23 protein-coding genes and 1 pseudogene are annotated in these 24,713 nt (G+C 66.4%); 12 read left to right on the top strand and 12 right to left on the bottom strand.

The annotated features are described in order from the left end of the window. The first annotated feature begins 81 nt into the window (after positions 1 to 81). Positions 82 to 456, top strand: a complete 375-nt coding sequence (locus VEIS_RS22265) for a LysR family transcriptional regulator (protein ID WP_011812282.1) — start codon at positions 82 to 84, stop codon at positions 454 to 456. A 36-nt stretch (positions 457 to 492) separates the two neighbouring features. Here VEIS_RS22265 and VEIS_RS22260 read toward each other — a convergent pair whose 3' ends face one another. Then, positions 493 to 1,224 carry a GntR family transcriptional regulator gene (locus tag VEIS_RS22260; RefSeq protein WP_011812281.1) on the bottom strand — a complete coding sequence of 244 codons (732 nt, stop codon included), beginning with the start codon at positions 1,222 to 1,224 and terminating at the stop codon, positions 493 to 495. A gap of 93 nt (positions 1,225 to 1,317) precedes the next feature. On the opposite strand from VEIS_RS22260, the gene VEIS_RS22255 reads away from it, so the two are divergent. From VEIS_RS22255 to VEIS_RS22240, 4 genes are read left to right on the top strand one after another with little or no spacing between them, the layout of a single operon-like run. Beyond that, a complete protein-coding gene (locus tag VEIS_RS22255; RefSeq protein ID WP_011812280.1) occupies positions 1,318 to 2,694 on the top strand; it encodes a class-II fumarase/aspartase family protein in 1,377 nt (458 codons plus the stop codon). A 37-nt stretch (positions 2,695 to 2,731) separates the two neighbouring features. Continuing rightward, positions 2,732 to 3,721, top strand: a complete 990-nt coding sequence (locus VEIS_RS22250; protein WP_011812279.1) for a tripartite tricarboxylate transporter substrate binding protein BugD — start codon at positions 2,732 to 2,734, stop codon at positions 3,719 to 3,721. 13 nt (positions 3,722 to 3,734) lie between these two features. Beyond that, positions 3,735 to 5,126 (top strand): class II fumarate hydratase, encoded by a 1,392-nt coding sequence (locus VEIS_RS22245; RefSeq protein ID WP_011812278.1) that lies wholly within the window; start codon positions 3,735 to 3,737, stop codon positions 5,124 to 5,126. A gap of 25 nt (positions 5,127 to 5,151) precedes the next feature. Further along, positions 5,152 to 5,301 carry a hypothetical protein gene (locus VEIS_RS22240; RefSeq protein ID WP_198137919.1) on the top strand — a complete coding sequence of 50 codons (150 nt, stop codon included), beginning with the start codon at positions 5,152 to 5,154 and terminating at the stop codon, positions 5,299 to 5,301. A 164-nt stretch (positions 5,302 to 5,465) separates the two neighbouring features. Here the strand turns inward: VEIS_RS22240 and VEIS_RS22235 are convergent, their stop codons facing one another. The 8 genes from VEIS_RS22235 to VEIS_RS22200 form a co-directional block, all read right to left on the bottom strand. Further along, entirely contained in the window at positions 5,466 to 6,287 is an 822-nt protein-coding gene (locus VEIS_RS22235; RefSeq protein ID WP_011812277.1) for a M55 family metallopeptidase, read from the bottom strand. A 13-nt stretch (positions 6,288 to 6,300) separates the two neighbouring features. Then, entirely contained in the window at positions 6,301 to 7,365 is a 1,065-nt protein-coding gene (locus tag VEIS_RS22230; protein ID WP_011812276.1) for a P1 family peptidase, read from the bottom strand. 25 nt (positions 7,366 to 7,390) lie between these two features. Next, on the bottom strand, positions 7,391 to 8,317 hold the full coding sequence (gene gsiD, locus VEIS_RS22225) for a glutathione ABC transporter permease GsiD (protein ID WP_011812275.1): 927 nt from the start codon (positions 8,315 to 8,317) through the stop codon (positions 7,391 to 7,393). Between the two features lie 10 nt (positions 8,318 to 8,327). Next, positions 8,328 to 9,248, bottom strand: coding sequence for a glutathione ABC transporter permease GsiC (gene gsiC, locus VEIS_RS22220; protein WP_011812274.1), 921 nt, complete (start codon positions 9,246 to 9,248; stop codon positions 8,328 to 8,330). A gap of 80 nt (positions 9,249 to 9,328) precedes the next feature. Then, a complete protein-coding gene (gsiB, locus tag VEIS_RS22215) occupies positions 9,329 to 10,882 on the bottom strand; it encodes a glutathione ABC transporter substrate-binding protein GsiB (protein WP_011812273.1) in 1,554 nt (517 codons plus the stop codon). 64 nt (positions 10,883 to 10,946) lie between these two features. Further along, complete coding sequence (locus VEIS_RS22210) at positions 10,947 to 12,824, bottom strand: dipeptide ABC transporter ATP-binding protein (protein ID WP_011812272.1); 1,878 nt, start codon at positions 12,822 to 12,824, stop codon at positions 10,947 to 10,949. A 152-nt stretch (positions 12,825 to 12,976) separates the two neighbouring features. After that, positions 12,977 to 13,939: an isoaspartyl peptidase/L-asparaginase family protein gene (locus tag VEIS_RS22205; RefSeq protein ID WP_011812271.1), complete on the bottom strand. Its 963-nt coding sequence runs from the start codon at positions 13,937 to 13,939 to the stop codon at positions 12,977 to 12,979. Then, entirely contained in the window at positions 13,936 to 14,910 is a 975-nt protein-coding gene (locus VEIS_RS22200; RefSeq protein ID WP_011812270.1) for a MurR/RpiR family transcriptional regulator, read from the bottom strand. The genes VEIS_RS22205 and VEIS_RS22200 overlap by 4 nt, the downstream gene beginning before the upstream one ends. A 668-nt stretch (positions 14,911 to 15,578) precedes the next feature. Here VEIS_RS22200 and VEIS_RS29285 point away from each other — a divergent pair. From VEIS_RS29285 to VEIS_RS27175, 5 genes and pseudogenes are all read left to right on the top strand, one after another. Next, complete coding sequence (locus VEIS_RS29285; protein ID WP_157048633.1) at positions 15,579 to 15,944, top strand: hypothetical protein; 366 nt, start codon at positions 15,579 to 15,581, stop codon at positions 15,942 to 15,944. Next, positions 15,941 to 17,059, top strand: coding sequence for a Fic family protein (locus VEIS_RS22190; protein ID WP_011812268.1), 1,119 nt, complete (start codon positions 15,941 to 15,943; stop codon positions 17,057 to 17,059). The genes VEIS_RS29285 and VEIS_RS22190 overlap by 4 nt, the downstream gene beginning before the upstream one ends. A 54-nt stretch (positions 17,060 to 17,113) precedes the next feature. Beyond that, positions 17,114 to 17,472: pseudogene (locus VEIS_RS30875) on the top strand (histone deacetylase family protein); the annotation flags it as partial. A 222-nt stretch (positions 17,473 to 17,694) separates the two neighbouring features. After that, a complete protein-coding gene (locus VEIS_RS22185; RefSeq protein ID WP_011812266.1) occupies positions 17,695 to 19,773 on the top strand; it encodes a sigma-54-dependent Fis family transcriptional regulator in 2,079 nt (692 codons plus the stop codon). Positions 19,774 to 19,787: 14 nt separating this feature from the next. Beyond that, a complete protein-coding gene (locus VEIS_RS27175) occupies positions 19,788 to 19,961 on the top strand; it encodes a hypothetical protein (RefSeq protein WP_232287779.1) in 174 nt (57 codons plus the stop codon). 208 nt (positions 19,962 to 20,169) lie between these two features. Here VEIS_RS27175 and VEIS_RS22180 read toward each other — a convergent pair whose 3' ends face one another. Beyond that, positions 20,170 to 20,991 (bottom strand): TatD family hydrolase, encoded by an 822-nt coding sequence (locus VEIS_RS22180; RefSeq protein ID WP_011812265.1) that lies wholly within the window; start codon positions 20,989 to 20,991, stop codon positions 20,170 to 20,172. 129 nt (positions 20,992 to 21,120) lie between these two features. Between VEIS_RS22180 and VEIS_RS31280 the strand changes: the two genes are divergently transcribed. Together VEIS_RS31280 and VEIS_RS27170 are read left to right on the top strand one after the other, a co-directional pair. Further along, positions 21,121 to 21,243 carry a hypothetical protein gene (locus VEIS_RS31280; protein WP_265259773.1) on the top strand — a complete coding sequence of 41 codons (123 nt, stop codon included), beginning with the start codon at positions 21,121 to 21,123 and terminating at the stop codon, positions 21,241 to 21,243. Positions 21,244 to 21,275: 32 nt separating this feature from the next. Then, positions 21,276 to 22,634, top strand: a complete 1,359-nt coding sequence (locus VEIS_RS27170; protein ID WP_011812264.1) for an MFS transporter — start codon at positions 21,276 to 21,278, stop codon at positions 22,632 to 22,634. A 128-nt stretch (positions 22,635 to 22,762) separates the two neighbouring features. On the opposite strand, the gene VEIS_RS22175 is transcribed toward VEIS_RS27170, so the two are convergent. After that, entirely contained in the window at positions 22,763 to 23,779 is a 1,017-nt protein-coding gene (locus VEIS_RS22175) for a 5-oxoprolinase subunit C family protein (RefSeq protein ID WP_011812263.1), read from the bottom strand. Further along, positions 23,776 to 24,711: a 5-oxoprolinase subunit B family protein gene (locus VEIS_RS22170; protein WP_011812262.1), complete on the bottom strand. Its 936-nt coding sequence runs from the start codon at positions 24,709 to 24,711 to the stop codon at positions 23,776 to 23,778. Before VEIS_RS22170 ends, VEIS_RS22175 begins: the two co-directional genes overlap by 4 nt. Positions 24,712 to 24,713: the final 2 nt, after the last annotated feature.

The raw sequence follows: 24,713 nt of genomic DNA, 5'->3' as shown, positions 1-24,713 counted from the left end.
CAAACTGCACGGGCCCGTCTGGCCGCCTCAACGGCGTTCAGACTCTACCGCGCTGGGCCGGTTTAAAGATACAAGCTGTCCATGCAGATCGATCTGCGCGACATCGACTACTTCCTGGCCTGCGCCATGCATGGGCGCGTGACCCTGGCCGCGGAGGCGCTCGATGTCGGTTCGCCGGTCGTCATCGAGGCGATCCGGCGGCTGGAAGAAGAATTCAACATCGAGCTGCTGACCCCGGCATGTCGCCATTCGAGCCTCACACCGTGGGCCTTGAACTTCGCGGACGCAGTGCGAGGGCTCAGTGCGGGGTATGCGGATGCCGTGCGCGTGATCTCCGAGATGAAGAGCCAGAAGACCAGCGTGTTGCGCATCGGGTTTCCCGACCCGGGGCGCGCACGCCAGATGGCATTGCCGCTGTCGACGCTGCTGCGCGAACAACCGGGACTGCGCCCGTAGACAACGCACCCAGGCAAGGATGAGCGCAAGTGGTGTTCAGCCCTTGGCCCGCTGCAGCCGTGTCGTGAAGAAGAAGCGCTCGCCCGGGTGCGTGGCCACTGAACGCACGAGCACCCCGCCGTCCGCATCCAGGTAGTGCCGCAGAATCTGCAGCGTCGCGCTGCCAGCCTCGACGTGCAGTCGCTTGGCCATCGCGGCCGACGCGTCGACCGCGCGCACCTGCTGCACGATCTCGGCCACGCGCAGGCCGTAGTGCTGCTCGATGAGCGCACTGAGCAGTGTGTCGGGGGCGGCACGCACATGTGCTTCGAGCGCCTCGTACTTGGTGTCGACGTAGATGTCGGTCCAGCCCAGAGGCAGGCCCTGCGGGCCTGCCTCCATGCGCATGCCCGAGATTCGCAGCCAGCGCGTTCCCGCCGCGCACCCCAGCAGCCGAGAGAGCGCGGCATTGCTCGAGATGGTGTCGATCTCGGGCGCCAGGCGCAGGTGCGCGGCACCGTATTGCATGAGGTCTTCCACCGACGCCAGCGACTGCTGGAAGCCCGCGCGCGCCACCGCCGACTCCACGCGCGTGCCTACGTTCTTGCGCCGCGATACCAGCCCCGCGTCCTGCAGCGCCTGCAGCGCCATGCGCACCGTATGCCGGCTGGTCTGGTAGTGGTCGCGCAGCTCGAGCTCGGTCGGCAACAGCGAGCCCAACGGGAAGTGGCCCGAGGCGATGCCCTCCTCGAGATGGCGGGCAATGTCGGTGAAGCGCGGTTTATTCATCTTGGCCGTGATTGTGACCCAAGGGTAAACGCGCATCGTCCATATGTTCGGACATATTAAAGTAAATATGTCCGAACATATGAAGATCCATGCATGCCTTCCGCCTCCATCCCGATGGCCAGCACCGTCGTCGATTCGATCCTTTTTCGTGACGCCTTCGGCACGGCGCAGATGCGCGCGCTGTTCTCCGACCACGCGCTGATCCAGCGCTACATCGACGCCGAAGTCGCGCTGGCGCGGGCCGAGGCCAAGGCAGGTGTGATCCCCGCCGACGCGGCCGAGACCATCGCGCGCGAATCGCGCATCGGGCGCATCGATTTCGATCACATGCGCCATGAGACCGACATCGTCGGCTACCCCATCCTGCCGCTCGTGCACCAGTTGGTGGCGATGTGCGGCGACGCGGGCCGCTACGTGCACTGGGGCGCGACCACGCAGGACATCATGGACACGGCCGTGGCGCTGCAGGTGCGCGACGCGCTCGATGTCATCGATGCGCAGATCCGCGACCTGCGCGGCATCCTCGCGGACCTCGCGCGCAAGCACCGCGACACGCCGATGGCCGGGCGCACCCACCTGCAGCAGGCGCTGCCCGTGACCTTCGGCTACAAGGCCGCGATCTGGCTCGCGATGTTCGATCGCCACCAGCAGCGCCTGGCCGAGCTGCGTCCGCGCGTGGCCGTGGTCGAGTTCGCGGGCGCCGCCGGCACGCTGGCTTCGCTGGGCGACAAGGGCTTCGAGGTGCAGGCGGCGATGGCCGAGGAACTGAAACTTGGCGTGCCCGCCACCACCTGGCACGTGGCACGCGATGGTTTCGCCGAGGCGGTGAACCTGTTGGCGCTTGTGACCGGATCGCTGGGCAAGATCGCCCTGGACATCATGATCATGGCCTCGACAGAGTTTGCCGAGGTCTACGAGCCCTTTGTCAAAGGCCGCGGCGCGAGCAGCACCATGCCGCAGAAGCGCAATCCGATCTCCAGCGAGCTGATGCTCGCGGCCTCGAAGGCGGTGCGCCAGCATGCCGGGCTCATGGTCGACGCGATGGTGCAGGACTTCGAGCGCGCCACTGGCCCCTGGCATGCCGAGTGGATCGCGATTCCCGAGAGCTTCATTCTCACGGCCGGCGCGCTGCACCAGGCCAGGTTCGCGCTCGGCGGGCTGATCGTCGATGCACCGCGCATGAAGCACAACCTGGGCATCAGCCGCGGCCTCATCGTGGCCGAGGCGGTAATGATGGGTATGGCGCCCCACATCGGTCGCCAGCAGGCGCACGACGTGGTCTACGACGCCTGCCGCACGGTCAACGAAAAAGGCGGCACGCTGGCAGAAGCGTTGGCGGCATTGCCCGAGGTCACGGCGCATTTCGACCGCGCCGCGATCGAGCGCCTGACCGACCCCGTCAACTACCTCGGGCTCGCGCCGCAGATGGTGGACCGCGCGATCGCGCGGTCTGCCCAAGTGACGGCCTGAGTCGCCGCGAACCACCACCCGCCAAGGAGACAGACAGATGACCGACATGAAGAAGCTGGCAGCCCGCGCGCTGCTGGCCGTGGCCTTTGCCGCCGCCGCGCATGGCGCGTGCGCCCAGGCCTACCCGGCCCGACCGGTGACCTGGGTCGTGCCTTTCGCCGCAGGGGGGCCCACGGATGCGCTGGCGCGGGCCATGGCGGACAGGGTGGCGCGCGGGCTGGGCCAGCCGATCATCATCGACAACGCACCGGGCGCGGGTGGCACGGTGGGCACCGCGAAGGCATCGCGTGCGGCGGCCGACGGCTACACCATGCTCGTCGGGCACATGGGCTACATGGGCGCAGCCCCCGCGCTCTACAAGAAGCTCGCCTACGACCCGGTCAAGGACTTCGCGCCGGTGTTTCGCTTTCCGGACACGCCGCTGGTGCTGATGGTGCGCAAGGAGCATCCCGCCAAGGACATCGAGGCGCTGGTCGGCTTCGGCAAGGCCAATCCCGACAAACTCTTCATCAGCAACGCCGGTGTCGGCTCGAGCTCGCACCTCATCGCCGCCTTGTTCGCCGCCTCGGCCGGCATCAAGATTTCGCAGGTTCCATACAAGGGCGCGGGGCCGGCGTTGGTCGACGTGATCGGCGGCCAGGTCGACGGCATCTTCGATCAGACCAATACCGCCCTGCCGCAGATCGAGGAGGCCAAGGTCCGGGCACTGGCCGTGACGTCCAAGGCCAGGCTGGCGCAACTGAAGGACGTGCCCACGCTCGGAGAAACCGTCCTGCCCGGCTTCGAGGCTTCCACCTGGTACGGCATCTACGCGCCCAAGGGAACGCCGCAAGCCGTGCTCGACAAGGTGCAGCAGGCGTATCTGAAAGTGATGCGCGACAAGGCGTTCACCGACCGGCTCGCCGAGCAGGCGATACAGATGCTGCCGCCCGAGCAGTACACCGGCAGCGCACTCGGAAAGCACACCGAGGCGGAGGTGATGCGCTGGAAGGCCGTGGCGGCCAAGGCGCACATCTCCCTGGACTGATGGGATGGATGCGATGACAGCCATGCGCATCGAGTCCGACGCATTCGGGGCGATCGAGATTCCTGCCGACCGCTACTGGGGCGCGCAGACCCAGCGTGCGCTGGGCGTCTTCGAGATCGGCGAAGAGCGTTTCCCGGCATGCCTGATCCATGCCTTCGGCTTGCAAAAGATGGCCGCGGCACGCGCCAACCTGCGCTGCGGCGCGCTCGATGCAGCCAAGGCTGCGCCGATCATCGAAGCCGCAACCGAGCTGCGGGGCGGTCGCTTCGATGATCACTTCCCGCTGACCGTGTGGCAGACGGGCTCCGGCACGCAGACCAACATGAATGCGAACGAGGTCATCGCCAACCGTGCCAACGAGTTGCTGGGCCAGCCGCTGGGCACCAAGTCGCCGGTGCATCCGAACGACCATGTCAATGCATCGCAGTCGTCGAATGACAGTTTCCCGACGGTGATGCACATCGCCACCGTGCTTGAAATCACGCAACGGCTGCGGCCCGCGTTGCAGTTGTTGCAAGACCGCCTGCGCGAACGCAGCGAGGCCTTCGCGGATGTGCTGAAGGTCGCGCGCACCCACCTGATGGACGCTGTACCGATGACGCTGGGGCAGAGCTTCGATGCCTTCGCGCGCCAGATCGGCCACGGCATCGACCGCATCGACGCCACGCTGGCGCGCCTGCATCTGCTGGCACAAGGCGGCACGGCGGCGGGCACCGGGCTCAACGCGCCGCGAGGGTTCGACGCTGCGTTCTGCCAGGAGTTGAGCGCGCTGTGCGGCGCGGACTTCGCCCCCAACCCCAGCAAGTTCGAAGGCATGGCCTCGCACGATGCGCTGGTGGAAGTGTCGGGCGCGCTCAACGTGCTCGCGACCTCGCTGGTGAAGATGGCCAACGACGTGCGATTGCTGGGTTCCGGGCCTCGCTGCGGGCTTGGCGAGCTGCGCATTCCCGACGACGGTCTTACGAGCTCGATCATGCCGGGCAAGCGAAACCCGAGCATCGCCGAGGTGGTGGTGCAGGCCGCGCTGCAGGCGATGGGCAACCACGTGACCATCACCATGGCGGGCGCCTCGGGCAACTTCGAACTCAACGTGGCCAAGCCGTTGATCATCCAGAACCTGCTGCAATCGATCCGCGTGCTGGCCGATGCGTCCCGCGTGTTCGCCGAGCGACTGGTCAAGGGCATAGAGCCCGATCGAGCGCGGCTTGCGTCGAACGTTGATAACGCGCTGCTGGCGGTGACGGCCTTGAACCCCGTGCTGGGCTACGACCGTGTGGCGGGCATCACGCGCGCGGCGCTGGCGCAAGGCATCACCCCGCGGGCGGCCGCCATTGCTTTGGATCTGCTCAGCGGCGATGAGTACGACCGGCTCGTCGATCCTGCGGCGATGGCGGGTCACGCTTGAACTGCGTCCCTCGGCGCGCCAAGCCGTGAGCAAATCCAGCCAGCGCGACGATGCCGCCGCACACGGCAAGCGCCAGGTCAAGAACAATGGACATGTTGTCGCGGCTGTGCAGCATCAGGCCGACTGCGACGGAGAAAATCCCGGCCAGCGCGCGCGCTGCCCTGAGAAGGTGTGAACGAAGCCGCCATGCCCGCCCATCCCGCCCAGGCACGCCCCCTCGGCGTTGCAAATGCTCGCCATAGCCCGAGCTATGGCTGCGCTTTGCGCCTTGAGGGGACGCGCCTGGGCGGGCTGCTCGGCCACGCCGGATTCATTCGCACCTTCTGAGAAGCTGCGGCTTCAGCGCAGCATCGACGACATCGCCGAGCAGCAGTTCAGCACGCGCACGGCTGCTTCCACCGTGTCAGCACTGAAACGCAGCGTGACGCCGTCGACGCGCTCGAAGCTCGGCCATTGGCAGAACAGGTCGGCCATCATCGGCGACTGGGTGCGCAGCGTGACCACCTGCGGGCCCTTGAAGACCAGCGGACGTGCATTGGCACGCGCGGCCAGCGCTTCGATCACGCCGGCACGGATCGCCTGGCGCGATTGCTCCGACGAGAGCGACACGCCGCTGTTGAAGCCCGTCGCCTTCTTGGTCTGCACGAAGGTCGCGTGCGGAAAGAGCGCGCGGTTCTCGGCGATGAACATGTCGTCGCCGCTGCCCATCACCACGGGCACGCCGTACGCGCCGGCCAGCGCGCCGTAGATCCCGGCCTCGCCCAGTTCCTGATCGCCAAAGCGGATGCCCGCAAAGGCAAAGCCGTTGATCGTGTGCGCGAGGATGCCGCGGCCTTGCGCGCGCGAGTGGTAGCCGAGCATGCAGAGCGCCTGCACACCGTCTTCTTCCACGCCGGCCACCATGCTCAGGTAGCGCGGCTTGCCCTGCACGACACGGGCGCGTGCGTCGAGCATGTCGGGCGGCATGTTGCGAAAGCCGCCGTGCGAGTCGTTCACCAGCACCTCGGTGGCGCCGGCGTCGAAGGCGCCGGCAATCGCGGCGTTGGCCTCGTGTGCCATCAGCACGCGCGCGCGTTCGTATTCGGGGTTGCCCTGGCGTGTCTGCTCGTGGTGGTAGACGCCCGCCACGCCTTCGATGTCGGTGGAGATCAGGACTTTCATGAGCGTGTGTTTTCTAAACGAGAGGTGAAAGGGAAGACGCCGGCAGCAGTTCGCCGAGCGCAGCGCGGTGGTTGCCGTCGCGCCCCGTGACGGGCGTGGCGCGCCACAGCGCATGAAAAATAGCCTGCTCGGTGCTGTCGGCTGCGGCCTGGAACAGCCCGTCGAGCAGCGTGTCGTGCAGCATCGCGACGGCCGGCATGGGGCGGTCGGCGCGGTCGGGCACGGTGTAGGCGGTAGAGAAAGCCAGCACCAGGTCGCCGCTGCCGTGGCCGAAGACCGAACCGGTGCGGGCCAGCCCCGCGCCGGCGCGCAGTGCGAGGCGGCGCAACTGGCGCGCGTCGAGCGGTGCATCGGTGGCGACGACGATGATGATCGAGCCCTGCTCGGGCTCCGACGCTTCCTTCGATGCTTGCTGCAGTGCTGCGAGCTTTTCGCCCACTGCATGCCCGGCCAGCACCAGTTGCGGCTGGCGCCCGTAGTTCGCCAGCACCAGCGCGCCGACCGTGCAGGTCGTGCCGTCGACTATCGCCACGCGGCGCGACGCACTGCCGATGCCGCCCTTCAGTTGAAAGCTCGACATGCCGCGCCCCGCGCCGACCGAGCCCTGCGCAAAGTCCGCATCGGTGGCGGCCAGTGCCTGCAGATAGTCGGCCTCGGTCACGGCGAGCCGCTGGATGTCGTTGAGAAAACCGTCGTTGCACTCGAAGACCAGCGGGTTCACGGCGGGCAGCGTGCGGCCGGTCTCGGGGTTGGCCGCCGCGCACGCGCGGATCTGCGCTGTCGCCACGGTGCCGACCGAGAAGGTGTTGGTCAGCGCGATGGGCGTTTCCAGCACGCCGAGTTCGGCCAGTTGCACCAGCCCCACGCTCTTGCCGAAACCGTTGAGCACCACGGCTGCGGCCGGCACCTTGTCGCGGAACGGGTCGCCCGCGTGCGGACGGATCACGGTCACGCCGGTCTGCACCGGGCCGTCGGCCAGCGTGCGGTGGCCAACCGTGACGCCCGCGACGTCGGTGATGGCGTCGCGCGTGCCCGCAGGGAGGGTGCCGATGAAGGGCAGGGAGGTCGTCGAGGCCATGAAGCGAGAAAGAAGAACGAAGAACTTACTGGCGCTCGATCTTCGGATCGAGCGCGTCGCGCAGGGCGTCGCCCAGCAGGTTGAAGGCCAGCACGGTCAAGAAGATGGCCAGGCTCGGGAACAGCGCCACGTGCGGCGAGGTCACCATGTCGGCACGGGCTTCGTTGAGCATCGCGCCCCACTCGGGCGTCGGCGGCTGTGCGCCCATGCCCAGAAACGACAGGCTGGCCGCCGTGATGATCGAGGTGCCCACGCGCATCGAGAAGTACACGACGATCGACGAGATCGTGCCCGGCAGGATGTGCCGCACGATGATGGTCCAGTCGGACGCGCCGATGCTGCGCTCGGCCTCGATGTAGGTCTGCTGCTTGAGCACCAGCGTGTTGCCGCGCACCAGGCGCGCAAAGGCCGGCACGCTGAACACCGCCACCGCCACCACCACGTTGGTCATGCTGCTGCCCAGGATGGCCACCACGCCCAGCGCCAGCAGGATGCCGGGGAAGGCGAACAGCACGTCCGAGATGCGCATCACGATGCGGTCCCACCAGCCTTCGTAGTAGCCCGCCAGCAGGCCGAAGGCCGTGCCGATGATGCCGCCCACCAGCACCGACAAAAAGCCGGCTGCCAGCGAGATGCGCGTGCCCGCCAGGATGCGGCTGAAGATGTCGCGGCCCAGCGGATCGACGCCGAACCAGTGCGTGGCCGAAGGCCCGCTGTTCAGCGTGTCGTAGTCGAAGAAGTTCTCGGGGTCGAAGGGCGCGATCCATGGTGCGATCACCGCGATGCACACCAGCAGCCCCACGAAGATGGCTGCCACGATGCCCACGGGCTGCTTCTTGAAGCGGCGCCAGCATTCGCCCCAGGGCGTGCGGACCTTGCCCGCGGTTTGCCCCACGGCGACAGGAGAAAGAGGAACGATGGATTCGGCAGGCACGCCGGAATCTTGCGTCATGGCTGCGTGCTCACTTGTAGCGGATGGTCGGGTTGATGAGGCCGTACAGCACATCGACCACGAGGTTGATCAGGATGAATTCGAGCGAGAACAGCAGCACCAGCGTCTGGATCACCGGGTAGTCACGCATCTGCACGGCATCGACCAGCAGGCGGCCCAGGCCGGGCCAGTTGAACACCGCCTCCACGAGGATCGAGCCGCCCAGCAGAAAGCCGAACTGCAGGCCCATCATCGTGACCACCGGTATCAGCGCATTGCGCAGCGTGTGCTTGAACACCACGCTGGATTCGCGCACACCCTTGGCGCGCGCGGTGCGCACGAAATCTTCCTGGATCACTTCGACGAACGAGGCGCGCGTGAAGCGGGCCATCACGGCCGCTACGGCCGCGCCCAGCGTGATCGAGGGCAGGATGTAGTGCTTCCAGGTCGCGGCGCCCACCGTGGGCAGCCAGCCGAGTTGCACCGAGAAGATCTGCATCAGCAGCATGCCCAATGCAAATGCAGGAAAGGAGATGCCCGACACCGCCAGCGTCATGCCGATGCGGTCGGGCCATTGGTTGCGGTACACGGCCGAGATGATGCCGATGCCCATGCCGAAGATCACCGCCCACACCATGCTGGTGATGGTCAGCATCACCGTCGGAAAGAAACGCTCGCCGATCTCCGTCGACACCGGCCGCCGCGTGCGGATCGAGGTGCCGAAGTCGCCTTGCAGCATGTGGCTGAAGAAGCCCACGAACTGCTGCAGCAGCGGCTTGTCCAGCCCGAGCTCCGCGCGCACCATGGCCACGGTCTGCTCGTCGGCGCCCTGGCCGGCGGCAAGGCGCGCCGGGTCGCCGGGGAGCATGTGGACGAACAGGAACACCAGCACGGCCACGATGAGCAGTGTCGGGATCAGGCCCAGCAGGCGTTTGAGAAAGTAATTCAGCATGGGGTGCAGATGTCGCGTGCGGGCGGTGGCACAGTGCCGCCGCCGGCCGGACAATCCATCAGAAAACGAGGAACCGGCGATCAGTTCGACACGGCAATCGCGTCGAAGTTGATGTTCGCGTCAGGCATGACGTAGACACCCGACAGGCGCTTGGCGTGCGCCGACAGGTTCTGCTCGGTGACCAGCGGCACGCGCGGCAGGTCCTTGCGGATCTCTTCCTGCGCGGTCTTGTAGAGCGCGGCCTTTTCCTTGTCGTCCACCGTGATCAGCGCCTTGGCGAGTGCGTTGTCGACCACGTCGCTCTTGTAGAAAGACATGTTGTTGAGCTTCGGCGCCCACGATTCGGAGGCGAACAGCGGGCGCAGACCCCAGTCGGCTTCACCCGTGGACGACGACCAGCCCGTGTAGTACATGCGCACCTTGGCCGTCTTCGGATCGGGCCAGGCTTCGACCATCTCGGTGCGCTGGCCCACTTCGAGCGCCTGCACCTGCAGCTTGATGCCCACCTGTGCGAGCTGCTGCTGCACGAACTGGATCGTCTTCTGGCTGGTCGTGTTGTTGTAGGCGCCCCACAGCACCGACTCGAAGCCATTCGGGTAGCCGGCTTCGGCCAGCAGGGCCTTGGCCTTCTTCACGTCGTAGGGAATGGGCGCCATCTTTTCGGCGAACTTCACGCCCTGGGGCAGCACGCCTTGCGCAGGAATCGCATAGCCGCCGAAGGCCACCTTGGCCAGCGCTTCCTTGTTGATGGCGTAGCCGATGGCTTCGCGCACCTTCGGGTTGTCATACGGCTTTTGCAGCATGTTGAAGGCCAGGAAGCGCATGATGATCGAGGGCGATGCCATCACTTCGAGCCTGTCGCTCTTCTTCAGCAGCTCGGCCTGCTCGTAGGGAATGGGGAAGGCAAAGTCGGCTTCGCCGGTCTGCAGCATCGCGGCGCGCGTGTTGTTTTCGAGCACCGGCTTCCACTGCAGGTTGTCGATCTTCGGAAAGCCCTTCTTCCAGTAGCCGTCGAACTTCTTGGCCTTGACCGCGTCGGTCTGCTTCCACTCGACGAACTCGAAGGGGCCTGTGCCCACGGGGTGGAAGGCGATGTCCTTGTTGCCCCACTTCTTGAGCGCGGCCGGCGAGATCATCGCGGCCGAGGCGTGGGCCAGCGAGTGGATGAAGGGGCCGAAGGGCTCCTTGAGCGTGATGCGCACGGTGCTCGGATTCAGCGCCTCGACCTTGCCGACGCGGTTGAACTGGTTGCGGCGCAGCAGCTTGTTGTCCTGGTTCAGCACGCGGTCGAGCGTGACCTTCACGGCTTCGGCGTTGAAGTCGGTGCCGTCGTGGAACTTGACGCCGCTGCGCAGCCCGATGGTGTAGACCAGGCCGTCCTTGGAGACCTCGTAGCCCTCGGCGAGCGCGTTCTGCACCTTCAGGTCCTTGTCGAACTGGAACAGGCCTTCGTAGAAGGTCTTGGTCACGGCCGTGGTGATGGTCGTGTTGGTGTTGTACGGGTCCAGCGTTTCCGGCTGGTAGCCGATGGCCAGCACCACGTCTTTGGCAGCCAGTGCCGAGCCCGAGGCGGCGAGCGCGGCCAGGCCCAGCAGTGCGGATGCCCAGCGCATGGAGAAAGAAGATTGCTTCATGGAAGAACTCCAGTCGGTTCGTGGAAAAAATGCAGGGGGCCTGCGGTGAAAAAACGGTTCGGAATCAGAAAGCGCCGCCGATGGCATGCCGTGCCACGAAGTGGCCCGGCGCGACCTGCACCAGCGGCGGCACGTCGGGCTCGTCGCCCACGGCGCGGATCGGGCTGGGAATCTCGCCTTCGAGCAGTGCGCGCGGCTGGTGGCGGCGCGACGGGTCGGCCACCGGCACTGCCGCCATCAGCTTGCGCGTGTAGGCGTGCTGCGGCGCTTCGAACACCGCGCGGCGCGGGCCGATCTCGACGATCTGGCCCAGGTACATCACGGCCACGCGGTGGCTGATGCGCTCGACCACGGCCATGTCGTGCGAGATGAAGAGAAACGCCACGCCCAGCTCGCGCTGCAGGTCGAGCATCAGGTTGACGATCTGCGCCTGGATCGACACGTCGAGCGCCGACACCGATTCGTCGGCCACCACCACCTTCGGGTTCAGTGCGAGCGCGCGCGCAATCGCGATGCGCTGGCGCTGGCCACCCGAGAACTCGTGCGGATAACGCTGCGCCGCTTCGGGCGGCAGGCCGACTTTCTGCAGCAGCCAGTCGACGCGCTGCTGCGCCTCGGCGCCCTTGGCGATGCCGTGGATGAGCAGCGGCTCCATGATCGAGAAGCCCACTGTCACGCGCGGATCGAGCGAGGCGAACGGGTCCTGGAAGATGAACTGGATGTTGCGGCGCAGCGCCTGCAGCGCGCGCGTGGGCAGCTCGCGGATGTTCTTGCCGCCGAACTCGATGGCGCCGCTCTGGCTCTCGACCAGGCGCAGCAGCGAGCGGCCCGTGGTCGACTTGCCGCAGCCCGATTCACCGACCAGCGCCAGCGTTTCGCCGGGGTACAGGTCGAAGCTGACTTTTTCCACCGCATGCACGCGCCGCTTCACGCGGCCGAAGAGGCCGCTGCGCACGTCGAAGCGCGTCACGAGGTCGCGCACGCACAGGATCGGGCCGGCGTCTTCGCGCACGGTGGTCTGCGGCGTGGTGTTCGTGCAGGGCACGGTCTCGGTGCTGCCTTCGGTGCGCAGCAATTCGAACCTGGCGGGCAGGTCGGTGCCCTGCATCGCGCCGAGCTTGGGCACGGCCGACAGCAGCGCCTTGGTGTACGGGTGCTGCGGCGACGCAAACACGGCGTCGGAGCTGCCCGCTTCGACCTTGTCGCCGCGGTACATCACGAGCACGCGGTCGGCCATTTCGGCCACCACGCCCATGTCGTGCGTGATGAAGAGCACGCCCATGCGCATCTCTTTCTGCAGCTCGCGGATGAGCTGAAGAATCTGCGCCTGGATCGTCACGTCGAGCGCGGTGGTGGGCTCGTCGGCAATCAGCAGTTGCGGCTTGCACGACAGCGCCATCGCGATCATCACGCGCTGGCGCATGCCGCCCGAGAGCTGGTGCGGAAAACGGTCGAGCACGTTGCGCGCTTCAGGGATGCGCACCAGTTCGAGCATGCGCAGCGCCTCGGCGCGCGCGGCCGAATGGCTTTTGCCCTGGTGGATGCGGATGGCCTCGGCGATCTGCTCGCCGGCGGTGAACACCGGGTTCAGCGAGGTCATCGGTTCTTGAAAAATCATCGCGATGTCGGCGCCGCGGATGCCGCGCATCGTGCCGTCGCGGGCCTGCGCCAGGTCGAGCACGTCGCCGCTGCGGCGGCGAAACGCCATGCTGCCGCCGAGGATGCGGCCACCGCCATGTTCCACCAGCCGCATCAGCGCGAGCGAGGTGACCGACTTGCCCGACCCCGATTCACCCACCACCGCGAGCGTTTCGCCATGGTCGACGTGGAAAGACAGTTGCTTGACGGCATCGACCGTGCGCTCGGAGGTCGAAAAGCGCACGGTGAGGTCGTCGACGGCGAGGACGCGGCCGTCGGGCAGATTCAGGGCAGGAGTGGGCATGGGCTCGGAAAGAGAAAGCGGTCAGTGGCGCGAGCTGGTGCCACGGTCTTTGCGCGGAACACCGCAGAACCGGCTTTGCCGGGCCGCTGGTGCTGCCCCCGGCGAGGGGGGTGGCGAAGCGACACGAAGTGCGCGAAGACTGGGGGTGTGCTTCATGCTGCGAAGATGGCCGTCACCGGCGCTGCGTCGCCGCGCGCGTGGCCGCGGTACATGCCTTCGGTGTTGAAGGCCAGGCTCAGGTTGCCGTGGCGGTCGACGGCGATCAGCCCGCCGGGGCCGCCGATGGCGGGCAGCGAGCCGTGCACCACGGCGTGCGTGGCCGCTTCGAGCGTGGCGCCGCCGTAGGCCATGCGCGCGCAGATGTCGTGCGCAGCCGCGACGCGGATGAACATTTCGCCGCTGCCGGTGCACGAGATGGCGGCGCTGCGGTCGTCGGCGTAGGTGCCGGAGCCGATGAGCGGTGAATCGCCGACGCGGCCGACGCGCTTGTTGGTCATGCCGCCGGTCGAGGTGGCGGCGGCCAGGTGGCCATGCATGTCGAGCGCCACGGCGCCGACGGTGCCGAACTTCTTGTCTTCGTCCAGCGGCGGCTTGGTCATGGCGGCGCCTTCGTGGTCGGTGACCACGCGGCCCGTGTCGCGCACGCGGTACAACTGCTGGCGGCGTGCGTCGGTCGAGAAGAAAAAGGGCTCGACCATCTCCAGGCCGCGGTCGCGCGCGAAGGCCTCGGCGCCCGCGCCGGCCAGCAGCACGTGGGCGCCGTCTTCGAGCACGGCGCGCGCGGCGCGCACCGGGTGGCGCACGTGGCTCACGCCGGCAATGGCGCCGGCCGCGAGCGTGGCGCCGTCCATCACGGCCGCGTCGAGCTCGTGCGTTTCTTCGTGCGTGAACACCGCGCCGTAGCCGGCATTGAAGAGCGGGCAGTCTTCGAGCATCTCGACCGCGAGGCAGGTGGCGTCGAGCGCCGACAAGCCCTCGAGCAGCGCGGCCTGCGCGGCGCGCACGACCGTCTGCAGCGCATCGTGATACGCCTGCGCCTGCTCGGGGCTGGTCGTCGAGGTGCTGATGGTGCCGGCGCCGCCGTGGATGGCGATGACGGGCGTGGCGTTCTTCATCGGGAAGCTTTCTTCTTTTTCTTGCCGGCGTCGGAAGCGACGGCAACGGGAAGGAGGGCAGGCATGGAGACCTGGCCGCGCGCATGGCCCTGGCCCAGCCCGTCATGCAGCCACGGACGCACCGCCTGCAGGATGCGGCCGGCCGACTGCGCCGCGCCGGGTGCGCGCAGGGCGACCGCGCTGGTCAGTGCCTCGATCAGCGCGAGCACGCTGGTCTCGCAGTTGGGGCGGTAGCTGGTTTCGGTCTGGCAATAGAGCACCACGTCGGCCAGCGGCGCGATCGGGGCGTTGGGGCGGTCGGTCAGCGCGAGCACCGCGCAGCCCTGGCTGCGCGCGATCTGCGCCAGCGCCACCGTGTCGGTGAGGTAGCGCGGAAAGGTCAGGCCGATGAACAGGTCCTGCGGGCCCGCGTGCATCAGCGTGCGCGCCGAGTGCGTGACGCCGCTCACGCTGGAGAGCATGCGCACGTCGTTGCACGAACCATCGAGCCCGTGCTGCAGCAACCCCGCAAGCCAGGCGCTGGCGCCGAAACCGCCGATGTAGATCGAGCGCGCCTTCAGGATGCGCTGCACCGCGGCCTCGCAGGCGGCGTAGTCGAGCGACTGTCGCGTGGCTTCGATGTTGCGGCGGCTCTCGTCGAGCGCCGTGGCGAACACCTCGGCCACCGTGGTGGGGTGCTCCAGGTTGCCGCGCAGCCGCTCGATCGGCGCCACCAGCGACTCGAAGCCGCGCACGAGTTCGGCGCGGAAGGTGGCGTAGCCGTCGAAGTCCAGTGCCCGCGCGAAGCGGTTGGCCGTGGCGACCGACACGCCCGCGGCAGCGGCCAGTTCATCGATCGGCAGCGTCGCGACCTGCAACGGATGCGCGAGCACGAAGTCGGCCACCTGCCGGTGCGAACGCGTCAGCCGCGGCAGCGCCTGCGCAATGCGCTGGGCCACGGTGCTGCCTGGGGTGTCGACGTTGGTGCGCATGGGGTGGGCGATGCACCTTGGAAGGGTGCGTGTGATGTAAATATATTTACAAATATATGATGGATATGAAAATTTTCTGTCATTTTCGAAGGGTGCCGCAAGTAGCAGGCCAGGAGCGAAGGGCTTTGGCGCGGGCAGGAAGCGGCGTGTTTCCCTTGTGGGGCGGGGCGTTCGGGGCCGTTGGTGCGCAGGCAACAGGGATTACCCTGGTGTTGTCTTTTCATCCCTGGGGCGGGATCTGACGCATTGAAAACGAACGAATGAACTGCGGTGCCCGGGTCGCATGGCGACATTGACGGCGTCGTAGCCAGCCCTGAGTATCCCGAGCGGCGCGTCTTGCGCCGGGGAACGAGGAACCAGCATGAGATTGGAATGGCTTCGCCGCGCGCTCGCGGTGAGGGGCTGCTGTGTGATGTTCGCGGCCGTGTCCGCCTGCGGGGGCGGAGGGGGCGGATGGGGCGGTGGAGGATGGGGCGGTGGCTTGCCGATACTGCCTCCGACCACAGGGCCTGCGCCCCAGCAGCCGGCACCGACACCGACACCGACACCGACACCGACCGCATGATGTCCGAATCCATCCAGTCGGGGTTCACCGGCGCGCCTTACTCCCTCCCTTTTTTTGCGGTTACCTGCCCGCCGGTGACGACCAAGGCACCGATGCCTACCCCGTGATCTACGCGCTGGACGGCGATGCCGTCAACGGCTTGCTGCAAACGCGGTGCGCGAACCTCACGGAGCACCCGCATCTGTTTCACGAGAGGCCATATGATCGTCCGGGATGCGACATGGCTCCGAAATCGTGTCGTCAGTGGCGACACAATCTGCTGTCGATCCGGCAATGGCACTGGTCGCTGCCCAATTTTGCCGACAGCGTGGGCAAATTCCGTTCGCCGTGGCCGGTGCGCGCAGCCGTTCTGACGCCCATTTCCACCCATTTCCGGCTGCCCGATGCGGAGATTGGCGGCATCATTCTCCGCGCGATGCGCGGTAAATGGCTTGCCTTGCGGAGAATTGGGTGTTTAATCTCCGCATGACTTACGGAGAAAAACGCTGCATCTGGCAAACCGACGACTGGCCGAACTGGCGCTACGACCTGTCCGCGCTGACGTGGCCGTTGACCGAGGTCAGCCGCGCCCAGGGCCTGCTGCTGGGCCGTCTGGCCGACGTGGGGCTGGCGCTGCGCGATCAGGCCAGCCTTGCCGCGCTGACCGAGGACGTGGTCAAGACCAGCGAAATCGAAGGCGAAGTGCTCAACGTCGAATCCGTGCGCTCGTCCATCGCCCGGCGTCTGGGCGTGGACATCGGCGCGGTCGCGCCAGTGGATCGGAACGTCGAAGGCGTGGTCGAGATGGTGCTCGACGCCACCTCCCACGCCGCTGCCCCGCTGAGCACCGAGCGCCTGTGGGGCTGGCACGCAGCCTTGTTCCCGACCGGCTACTCTGGCATGGACAGAATAGCCGTCGGCCAGTGGCGCGAGGATGCCGACGGGCCGATGCGGGTGGTGTCCGGCCCGGTGGGGCGGCGCAAGGTTCACTTCCAGGCTCCGCCCGCCGAGGCGCTACCCGTCGAGACGGAGAAATTCCTGTCGTGGGCGAACGAGGAAACCGGCGAACCTGCGCTCGTGAAAGCAGGCCTCGCACACCTCTGGTTCGTGACACTGCACCCGTTCGACGACGGCAATGGCCGCATCGCCCGCGCCGTAGGCGACTTGTTCCTCGCCCGAGCCGACGGCAGTCCGCAACGCTTCTACAGCCTGTCGGCGCAAATCCAGCGCGAGCACAAGGACTACTACGACGTGCTCGAACGCATACAGAAGGGCCCGCTCGATGTCACCGGCTGGCTGTCGTGGTTCCTCGGCACGCTGGCGCGCGCAGTGGCCAGCGCGCAGACCACGCTGGACGCAGTGCTGGTCAAGGCGCGCTTCTGGCAACGCTGGGCGGGCACACCGTTGAACGAACGGCAGGTCAAGCTGCTGAATCGCCTGCTCGACGGCTTCGAGGGCAAGCTCAGCAGCAGCAAGTGGGCAGCCATCGCCCAATGCTCGCCCGACACCGCGCTGCGCGACATCACGCAGTTGCTGGAGCTGGGCGTGCTGAAGAAATCGCCCGGCGGCGGGCGCAGTACCGGCTACGAGCTGGCGGGCCAGTAGGCCAGTAGGTCGGTGGGCCGGTGGGCCGGTGGGCCGGTGGGCCGGTGGGCGCGGATGCAGCGGTCAGACGGCCAACGCAGACACCCCCCGCGCAGCTACCCGTCGCGCGAACAGATACGCACCCCGCAGGAAGTCCCCGAGCAGGCGCTGCGGCTGGCAAGCCGTGAAATCGCTGGCCGTTGAAATACGCGAACCGTTCGATGCAGGCGGCGCGCCGCTTGCCGCCGTGCATGGCATGAACTGCCTGCGCTTCCTTGAAGAGGCACATGCCGAATGGAAGAAGATGCCAGCCAGACGGGGGCGACGAAGTCATGTCCAGCATCTACCTACGCGAAGGCAGCCCATTGCGCGGCGTGCCGGGCAAGGCGGCGCGCTATCCTGCATCCTGCATTGTGGGCGCCGGTGAAACCCGCAGGTTTCGCCTCCGGAACCCCATCAGGGTTCCCCCTCGCTCCTCCGGGTTTCACCCCTATGCTGCGCTCAGGGGTTGCCCCTATAGTGGGCCGGCATCAGCAAAACTGCGGTGCCGGTTCCCTGGATTGTCTCGATGACAGCGCAGCCGTTGCCCCATCCCCCATTGCAATGGTTCTCGCCAGACTGCACGGCACCGCCCCGCAGGCCAAAGGAGGCGCCAGGTGACCATACCCGAATCCGCCAGTCGCCATGGCGAGCAGATTCTCAATGTCGTCAACGGACAGTTGTGCGGCCTGCAGCACAGCGCCGTGGTGACACGGTCCTGGACGCGCTGCCTGCGCGACTTCCGGCTCGACCCCGCGCAGCAGCGCCTGCCTGCGATCCTGACCCGGCCCGAGCTCAACGAGCGGCTCGACCGCATGAGCGAGCTGATCGCCTTCGCCCAGCCGCAGATGAGCATGCTCTACCAGAGACTGGCCGATCCCGATCTGGCCGTGGTGCTGACCGATGTCGATGGCGTCATCGTGCACATGCTCTCGTCGGTCGAATTCTCACAAGACGTCGAACTGCTGGGCCTGCGTACCGGCGCGGTCTGGAGCGAGCGCGAAGCCGGCACCAACGGCATGGGCACCTGCCTGATCGAAGCCGAGCCGGTGGCGGTGCGGCAAAGCGAGCATTACTTTGCGCAATACACCTCGTTGACCTGTTCGGCCGCGCCCATCTTCAATGAGCATGGCGTGCTGAGCGCGGTGCTCGATGTCACCAGCCGCTCGCCGCTGCTACAGCAGCATTCTCTGGCGCTGCTCGGAATATCCTGCCAGATGATAGAGAACCGGATGCTCGACGAGCGCTTCCGGCACGCGCACCAGTTGCACTTCCACAGCCGCCCCGAACTCGTCAACACCCTCGACGAGGGCAAGCTCGCTCTCGACGACAACGCCAGGGTGCTGGCCGCCAATCGCAGTGCGCTGCTCCAACTCGGTGGCTACGCGCTGCCCGCCCTGCTCGGCAAGCCCATCGACGAATTGTTCAAAACCTCATTGGCCGACATCCTGGAACTGTGCGCGCGCAACGGCCCGCACCCGGTGCCGGTGGATGGCGCGTACACCGCGCACCGATTCTTCATGCTGGCCCGCCAGCCCGGGCTTGGCAGCGGCGGCGCAGCGCCACTGCGCACGGCCGGCGTGCTCGCCGTCCCGGCCACCCCGCGCCACCCGGCCACACCGGCGTCCGCACAGGTGTCTACACAGGTGCCCACACAGGTGCCCACACAGGTGCCCATACCGGCGCCAGCCACCCGGCTGGCCTATGGCGACCCGCAGATGGAGGCGCAGGTCCGGCTGGCGCAGCGCGTGCTCACGCGGCGCATTCCGGTTTTTCTGCACGGGGAGACTGGCAGCGGCAAGGAGGTCTTTGCCAATGCCATGCACCAGATGAGCCCGGCGCGCGAGCGCGCCTTTGTCGCGATCAACTGCGCCTCGCTGCCGGAGAACCTGATCGAAAGCGAGTTGTTCGGCTACCGCGCCGGCGCGTTCACCGGCGCCCAGCGCGAAGGCCGGCGCGGCAAGATCCTCCAGGCCAACGGCGGCACGCTGTTCCTGGACGAAATCGGCGACATGCCGATGAACTTGCAGTCGCGCCTGCTGCGTGTGCTGGAAGATCGCCAAGTCTCGCCGCTCGGCTCGGAGACGGTGATCAAGGTCGACTTCCAACTGCTCAGCGCCAGCCATCGCGACCTGGCCGAACTGGTGCACAGCGGCCAGTTCCGCGCCGACCTGTTCTACCGGCTCAACGGCATCGAACTGCGCCTGCCGCCGCTGCGCGAGCGCAGTGACAAACTGCCGCTGATACAGCATATCTTGGCCGAGGAAGCGCAGCCGCTGCCGCCACCGACGCTGGCGCCAGAGGCCGTGCAGGTGCTGCTGCACTACCCCTGGCCCGGCAATCTGCGGCAACTGCGCCATGCGCTGCGCATCGCCCTGGCACTGTGTGACGGCGAGCACATCGCTTGCCGGCATCTGCCGGCCGACATCGTGCAAGGCGCGCAGCAGGCCGGCGCACCGCACGCCTCGGCACTGGCGGCGCAGCCCGACATGCAAAGCGACGAAGCCCGGACGCTGGCGCAGTTCAATGCCATCGAACTGAGCGAGCGCGACACCCTGCTGGGCCTGCTCGAGCAGCACCGCTGGAACGTCAGCACGGTCGCACGCTCGCTGTCCATCAGCCGCAATACGCTGTACCGCAAGCTCCACCGACTGCACATCCGCCTGGCCCAGTCAGCCCAGACCGGGCAGTCATAGCGGCGCCGGCCCTCGTGTCGCGTCACCGATCATCTGTCGGTCTGCGCTGGCCATCGAAGCGCATCGCGGCGTTGCATCGCTTGCCAATACGCTCGGTATGGGCTGCGCGATGCGCCTTGCGCTGCGCTTCGATGGCTGCGCGCAGCCTACGACATCTGATCGGTGACGCAACACTGGCAGGGCAGTGATTCCATTTCTGAATCATCCGTGCACTTTGTCGGCATCGCTTGCCGTGCATTCGTGCTGTCTGCGCTCCGCCTTCGCGTTCACGAACGATTTGGAAATGGAATGACGGGGCCGTGTCATCCATTGCCGATGAGCGCTGCAACGGGCGCAACCCATGCCAGGGGCTGCGCGGCCGGCTTTGCCAAGCCGCTGCTGGCGCCACGGGGGGGTTCACAACAGATGCTGCAACCGGGGCAGCGCGGCCAGCGCATTGGCGCTGGTGGTTGCGGCCAGCAACGGCAGCGGCTGGCCGCGCAACTGCGCCAGCACGCCGGCGATGCGCGGTAGTTCTTCGGGCGCATTGCGCCCCTGGGGCTGGCCTTGCGCACGCTGCGCGGCGCTGGTGTAGAGCCAGTGCGGGGGAATGTCGGGCGCGTCGGTTTCCAGCACCAGGGCGTCGCCCGGCAGTTCGCGTGCCAGGCGGCGCAGCCGCAGCGCCCGCTCATGGGTCATAGCGCCCCCGAAGCCCAGCTTGAAACCCAGGGCCATGAAGGCCCGCGCCTGTTGCAGGCTGCCATTGAACGCATGCGCGATGCCGCCCGGCACCGGCAATTGGCGCAGGCCCTGGAGCAGTTGATCGGCCGAGCGGCGCACATGCAGGATCACCGGCAGCCCGAAGCGGCGCGCCAGGTGCAACTGGGCGCGGTAAAAGCGTTCTTGCCGGGCCGGGTCCAGGCCCGGCACCCAGCCATCGAGGCCGATCTCGCCAACGGCCACCAGGCGCGGATCGGCCTGATGCTGCTCCAGCGCCCAGGCCAAAAGCGCCAGATCGCCATCATCGGCGCGCGCCGTGTACAGCGGGTGAATGCCCAAGGCATAGCTGTCGCCATGCCGGTGCGCAAGTGCACGAACGCTGTCCCAGTTGCCGCGCTCGACGGCAGGAATCACGCAGTGCCCCACGCCCTGGGCGGCGGCCCGGCGCCGCACCGCGTCGCGGTCGGGGTCGAACTCGGGTGCGTCGAGGTGGCAGTGGGTGTCGATCCAGAGGCTCATCGGGCGATGATGCTCCATGCAGCCGGGTGGGGCGGGTTTCATCCGTGTGTTGCAGCCGATGCCAGGCGTTCCTGAACCAACCGATCGCGCATGCCGACGCGACGGGCCTGCGTGTGAACCAGCCATTGCATGGCCCACACGCTGGCCACCGAGGAACTGACCAAGGTGGCGCGCCATGCCAAACGCGGCGCGCAGGTATTTTCTGATTTCTGCCGTAATCCACCGACACGCTGGCGCATGATGGCTAGCTAGACACCCCATCGAATCGACTGCGGACTTCATTCATGAAAAACCAATCTCTCTCGCAACGACGCGTCTTGGCCGCGACCAGCATCAGTTATATCGTCGTGATATTGGACACATCGATCGTCAATGTTGCGCTGGAACGCATTTCAAATGCCCTGCATACCCACATTTCGGGGTTGCAATGGGTGGTGAACGCTTACACATTGGCATTCGCCTGTCTTTTGCTGTCAGGGGGTACGCTAGGGGATCGCTGGGGGGCAAGAAATATTTACTTGGCAGGACTGGCCCTGTTCACCGCCGCATCGGCCTTGTGTGGATTCGCACCCGATTTGACCATTCTCACCATCGCTCGCGTACTGCAGGGTGTGGGTGCTGCCTTGCTGGTGCCGTGTTCGTTGACCTTGATCAATCATGCCTATCCCGATCCTGGAGAACGCGCCGTGGCATTCGGTGTCTGGGCAAGTTGCGGCGGTGCTGCAATGGCTGCTGGTCCGTTGGTCGGTGGGCTATTGATCAACATGTTCGGATGGCGCAGTATTTTCCTGGCAAACGTTCCGATCGGATTACTTGGAGTTTGGTTGACTTGGCGCGTAGCACGCGACAAAAGTGAAGCACAAATCCGTCATCTCGATTTGAGTGGTCAGTTGTCCCTCATTGTGGCGTTAGGCTCCCTGATCACGGTGCTCATCGAAGGGCCGGTGCTGGGTTGGCAATCTCTGCCGATTTTGATCGGCATTGCGGTGAGTATTGCCTCGGGAGGGCTGTTCCTGGTGATCGAATCGTTGCGCGATCAGCCAATGCTGCCACTGTCATTCTTTGGGAACGGATTATTTTCCGGGTCGGTGGTTGTGACCATGGTGTCGGCCCTCATCTTTTATGGACTCGTATTCATGCTCAGTCTCTATTTTCAACAAGTGCGTAATTATTCAGCGCTCCAGACCGGTCTCTCGTTTTTACCATTGACGGCGATGGTCACATTTGGGAGTATGATTTCGAGTCGCCTGACAAAAAAATACGGCCCGCGCTGGCCGGTTGCAGTGGCCCTTGGATTATATGCCACAGGATTTTTCGGATTGCTACCCGTCACTGCAGATTCACCATATTGGATGATAGCTTTGCCCCTGCCAGTGATCGGTCTCGCAGCAGGTCTTATCACGCCGGCTGCAACCACTGCACTGATGGGAACCGTCGAGAAGAGTCGAGCGGGAGTAGCCGCAGGTGTACAAAACTCGTCCCGCCAAACGGGTGCATCCATTGGGGTTGCAATTTTTGGGGCATTGTCTGTAGCCATCCATCCATTCAATGCCAGCATGCATACCGCCATGTGGATCGCAGCAGTCATATCACTGGCAGCGCTTCTGATATGGTGGTTGACGGCAATTTCCAATCATCGGTAAGTTGCAGTCTCTCATGGATCAGAGCAAAACCGGCATCGAGCCCCGCAGCGCGGCCACACCCGGCCGGCGGCCACGGCAACGATCGGTCGCAGGCCCGGGTACCGGTGCGCCGGCGCGCTCGGGTGGCGTCAGGTGGTCAGCGCGCTGCGCAATCGGTGCAGCCGCTCGCGGTAAGCGGCCCTGGCGGCCAGCGCCTGCTCCATGTCGACGCGGATGAAGCGCGCCTTGTGGTGGGGCTGCATTTGCGCGATGCGGTCCATGTCGGCGCTGATCACCGTGCCTATCATTGCGTAGCCTCCGCCGGAGACGGCATCGCGGTGCAAGATGATCGGCTCGCTGCCGCCGGGCACCTGTATCGATCCGTAGGGATAGCCGGCGTCGACGATGTTCGAGGGGTCGGAGCCGGCGCCAAATGGTTGCACACGCGGCTCGAACGCCAGCGCCCGGCCGCCACGGTAGCGGTAGCCGATGCGGTCGGCCTCGGGCGCGACCGACCAGCAGTCGTCAAAGAAACTGGCGGCCGAGTCCTGGTGCAGTCTGTGAAAGTACAGGCCGGGCAGAACCCGCAGTAGCTGCTCCTTGGGCGTGGCCACGGCGAACTCCGGCGGTGCTACGCGGCCAATGGCGGCTGGCCTGGCGGCCATGCCCAGCGGCAATATGTCGCCCGCTTGCAGTTTGCGGCCGGCAAAGCCGCCAAAAGCCCCCAGCCCGTAGGTGGAGCGACTGCCCAGCACCACCGGCACAGCGATGCCACCGGCCACGGCGATGTAGGCGCGTGCGCCGCTTTTCATGAAGCCGAAGCTCAGTTGCTGTCCGGCCTCGATCAGATGCGCAGCATGGCGCGCGACGGGCTGGCCCGCGATGCGCACGTCAAGCTCGGCGCCGGTGACCGCGATGATGGCGTCTTGCCGAAATTGCAGCCGTGGCGCCAGCAGCGTGCATTCCAGCGCCGCTGCCGTTTCATCGTTGGCGACCAGCAGGTTCGCCAGCCGCAGCGCGTATTGGTCGAGCGCACCCGATTGCGGTATGCCCAGGTGGTAGTAGCCCGGCCGCCCCAGGTCTTGCACCGTTGTCGCCAGCCCCGGCTCGATGACCTCGATGCCCACGGGAGCACCTTCGCCTTCGGGCGGCCGTGCGGCGCTCATGCTGATGCTCCTTGGCTGCGCAGGCTGGCGATCAGGCCGGCGTTGTAGCCGTCGGGGTCGGCCAGAAAGCGCTGCAATGAAAACCGCACCGGCCGGATGCGCAGGTCAAACGTGCCGGCCTCGACGGCGGCGCAGTCGCGCTCGTACTCTGCGCGCGTGATTGCGCGCCACTTGACGATGTCGCCAGGGCGAAAGAACACCATCATCTCCTTCAGATAGGCCAGCCGCCGCTCGGGATCGAAGATCGGCGCCGGCGTGACGCCAAACATCTGATAGCCGCCGGCTCCGCGCACCGAATACACGCAGCCGAAACAGCCGCCATGGCCCAGCGTCAGCCGGGGCGTGTCGGTTCGGGGGCGCAGGTACTTGGGCACTTCGATCTGGCGCTCGCGTTCGACCATCTGAAACAGAAACGGCAACCCGGCGACGAAGCCGACCATGGAGACGAACCAGGGCGCGCCCGAATGCGCGGCAATGAAGTCCGCCACGCTGCGGTGTCCGTTGGTCCGCGCGGCGTACTCGATGTCGGTGCTGGCCGGGTCTTGGTGGCGTTCGCGAAAACGCATCAGGCACTCATGGGTCCACGGGTCGTCGTAGAGCACCGGCAGCTCGATGATGCGGGTATCGAGCGCCATGTCGGCAGCGTCGGCCGTGGCTTCGATGCCTTCGAGCACCTCGAGCAATCGGTTCGGCGCGATCTGGTCCGGGTCGAAGCGCACCAGGTACGAGGCATTGGCCGGGCAGACTTCGGTGACACCGGCGATGCGGCGCTGGCTCAACGCAGTGGTCAGCGCCATCCCTTTGAAGAAGGCCGGCAGCGACATCTCCTGGCTGATCTCGACGAACAGGTGCTCGTCACCGCCGAAGGTGTAGCGGGCCGGGGGCAATCGGGTCGAGGGGGTCGATGGAGTCGATGGAGTCGATGGGGTCATGG

The sequence above is a fragment of the Verminephrobacter eiseniae EF01-2 genome (genome assembly GCF_000015565.1).
Lineage (GTDB): Bacteria > Pseudomonadota > Gammaproteobacteria > Burkholderiales > Burkholderiaceae_C > Acidovorax > Acidovorax eiseniae.
Note: the sequence above shows the minus strand (reverse complement) of the source record. Positions and strands in the feature narration are given on the sequence as shown.

What these genes read in the sequence shown, in the direction of transcription:
- VEIS_RS22265 (WP_011812282.1), top strand. Translation starts at nt 82, where the DNA reads ATGCAGATCGATCTGCGCGACATCGACTACTTCCTGGCCTGCGCCATG.
- VEIS_RS22210 (WP_011812272.1), bottom strand. Translation starts at nt 12,824, where the DNA reads ATGCCCACTCCTGCCCTGAATCTGCCCGACGGCCGCGTCCTCGCCGTC.
- VEIS_RS22245 (WP_011812278.1), top strand. Translation starts at nt 3,735, where the DNA reads ATGACAGCCATGCGCATCGAGTCCGACGCATTCGGGGCGATCGAGATT.
- VEIS_RS22205 (WP_011812271.1), bottom strand. Translation starts at nt 13,939, where the DNA reads ATGAAGAACGCCACGCCCGTCATCGCCATCCACGGCGGCGCCGGCACC.
- VEIS_RS22255 (WP_011812280.1), top strand. Translation starts at nt 1,318, where the DNA reads ATGCCTTCCGCCTCCATCCCGATGGCCAGCACCGTCGTCGATTCGATC.
- gsiD (WP_011812275.1), bottom strand. Translation starts at nt 8,317, where the DNA reads ATGACGCAAGATTCCGGCGTGCCTGCCGAATCCATCGTTCCTCTTTCT.
- VEIS_RS31280 (WP_265259773.1), top strand. Translation starts at nt 21,121, where the DNA reads ATGGCCCACACGCTGGCCACCGAGGAACTGACCAAGGTGGCGCGCCAT.
- VEIS_RS22260 (WP_011812281.1), bottom strand. Translation starts at nt 1,224, where the DNA reads ATGAATAAACCGCGCTTCACCGACATTGCCCGCCATCTCGAGGAGGGC.
- VEIS_RS22190 (WP_011812268.1), top strand. Translation starts at nt 15,941, where the DNA reads ATGACTTACGGAGAAAAACGCTGCATCTGGCAAACCGACGACTGGCCG.
- VEIS_RS22235 (WP_011812277.1), bottom strand. Translation starts at nt 6,287, where the DNA reads ATGAAAGTCCTGATCTCCACCGACATCGAAGGCGTGGCGGGCGTCTAC.
- VEIS_RS22180 (WP_011812265.1), bottom strand. Translation starts at nt 20,991, where the DNA reads ATGAGCCTCTGGATCGACACCCACTGCCACCTCGACGCACCCGAGTTC.
- gsiC (WP_011812274.1), bottom strand. Translation starts at nt 9,248, where the DNA reads ATGCTGAATTACTTTCTCAAACGCCTGCTGGGCCTGATCCCGACACTG.
- VEIS_RS22200 (WP_011812270.1), bottom strand. Translation starts at nt 14,910, where the DNA reads ATGCGCACCAACGTCGACACCCCAGGCAGCACCGTGGCCCAGCGCATT.
- VEIS_RS27170 (WP_011812264.1), top strand. Translation starts at nt 21,276, where the DNA reads ATGAAAAACCAATCTCTCTCGCAACGACGCGTCTTGGCCGCGACCAGC.
- VEIS_RS22175 (WP_011812263.1), bottom strand. Translation starts at nt 23,779, where the DNA reads ATGAGCGCCGCACGGCCGCCCGAAGGCGAAGGTGCTCCCGTGGGCATC.
- VEIS_RS22170 (WP_011812262.1), bottom strand. Translation starts at nt 24,711, where the DNA reads ATGACCCCATCGACTCCATCGACTCCATCGACCCCCTCGACCCGATTG.
- VEIS_RS22250 (WP_011812279.1), top strand. Translation starts at nt 2,732, where the DNA reads ATGACCGACATGAAGAAGCTGGCAGCCCGCGCGCTGCTGGCCGTGGCC.
- VEIS_RS22230 (WP_011812276.1), bottom strand. Translation starts at nt 7,365, where the DNA reads ATGGCCTCGACGACCTCCCTGCCCTTCATCGGCACCCTCCCTGCGGGC.
- gsiB (WP_011812273.1), bottom strand. Translation starts at nt 10,882, where the DNA reads ATGAAGCAATCTTCTTTCTCCATGCGCTGGGCATCCGCACTGCTGGGC.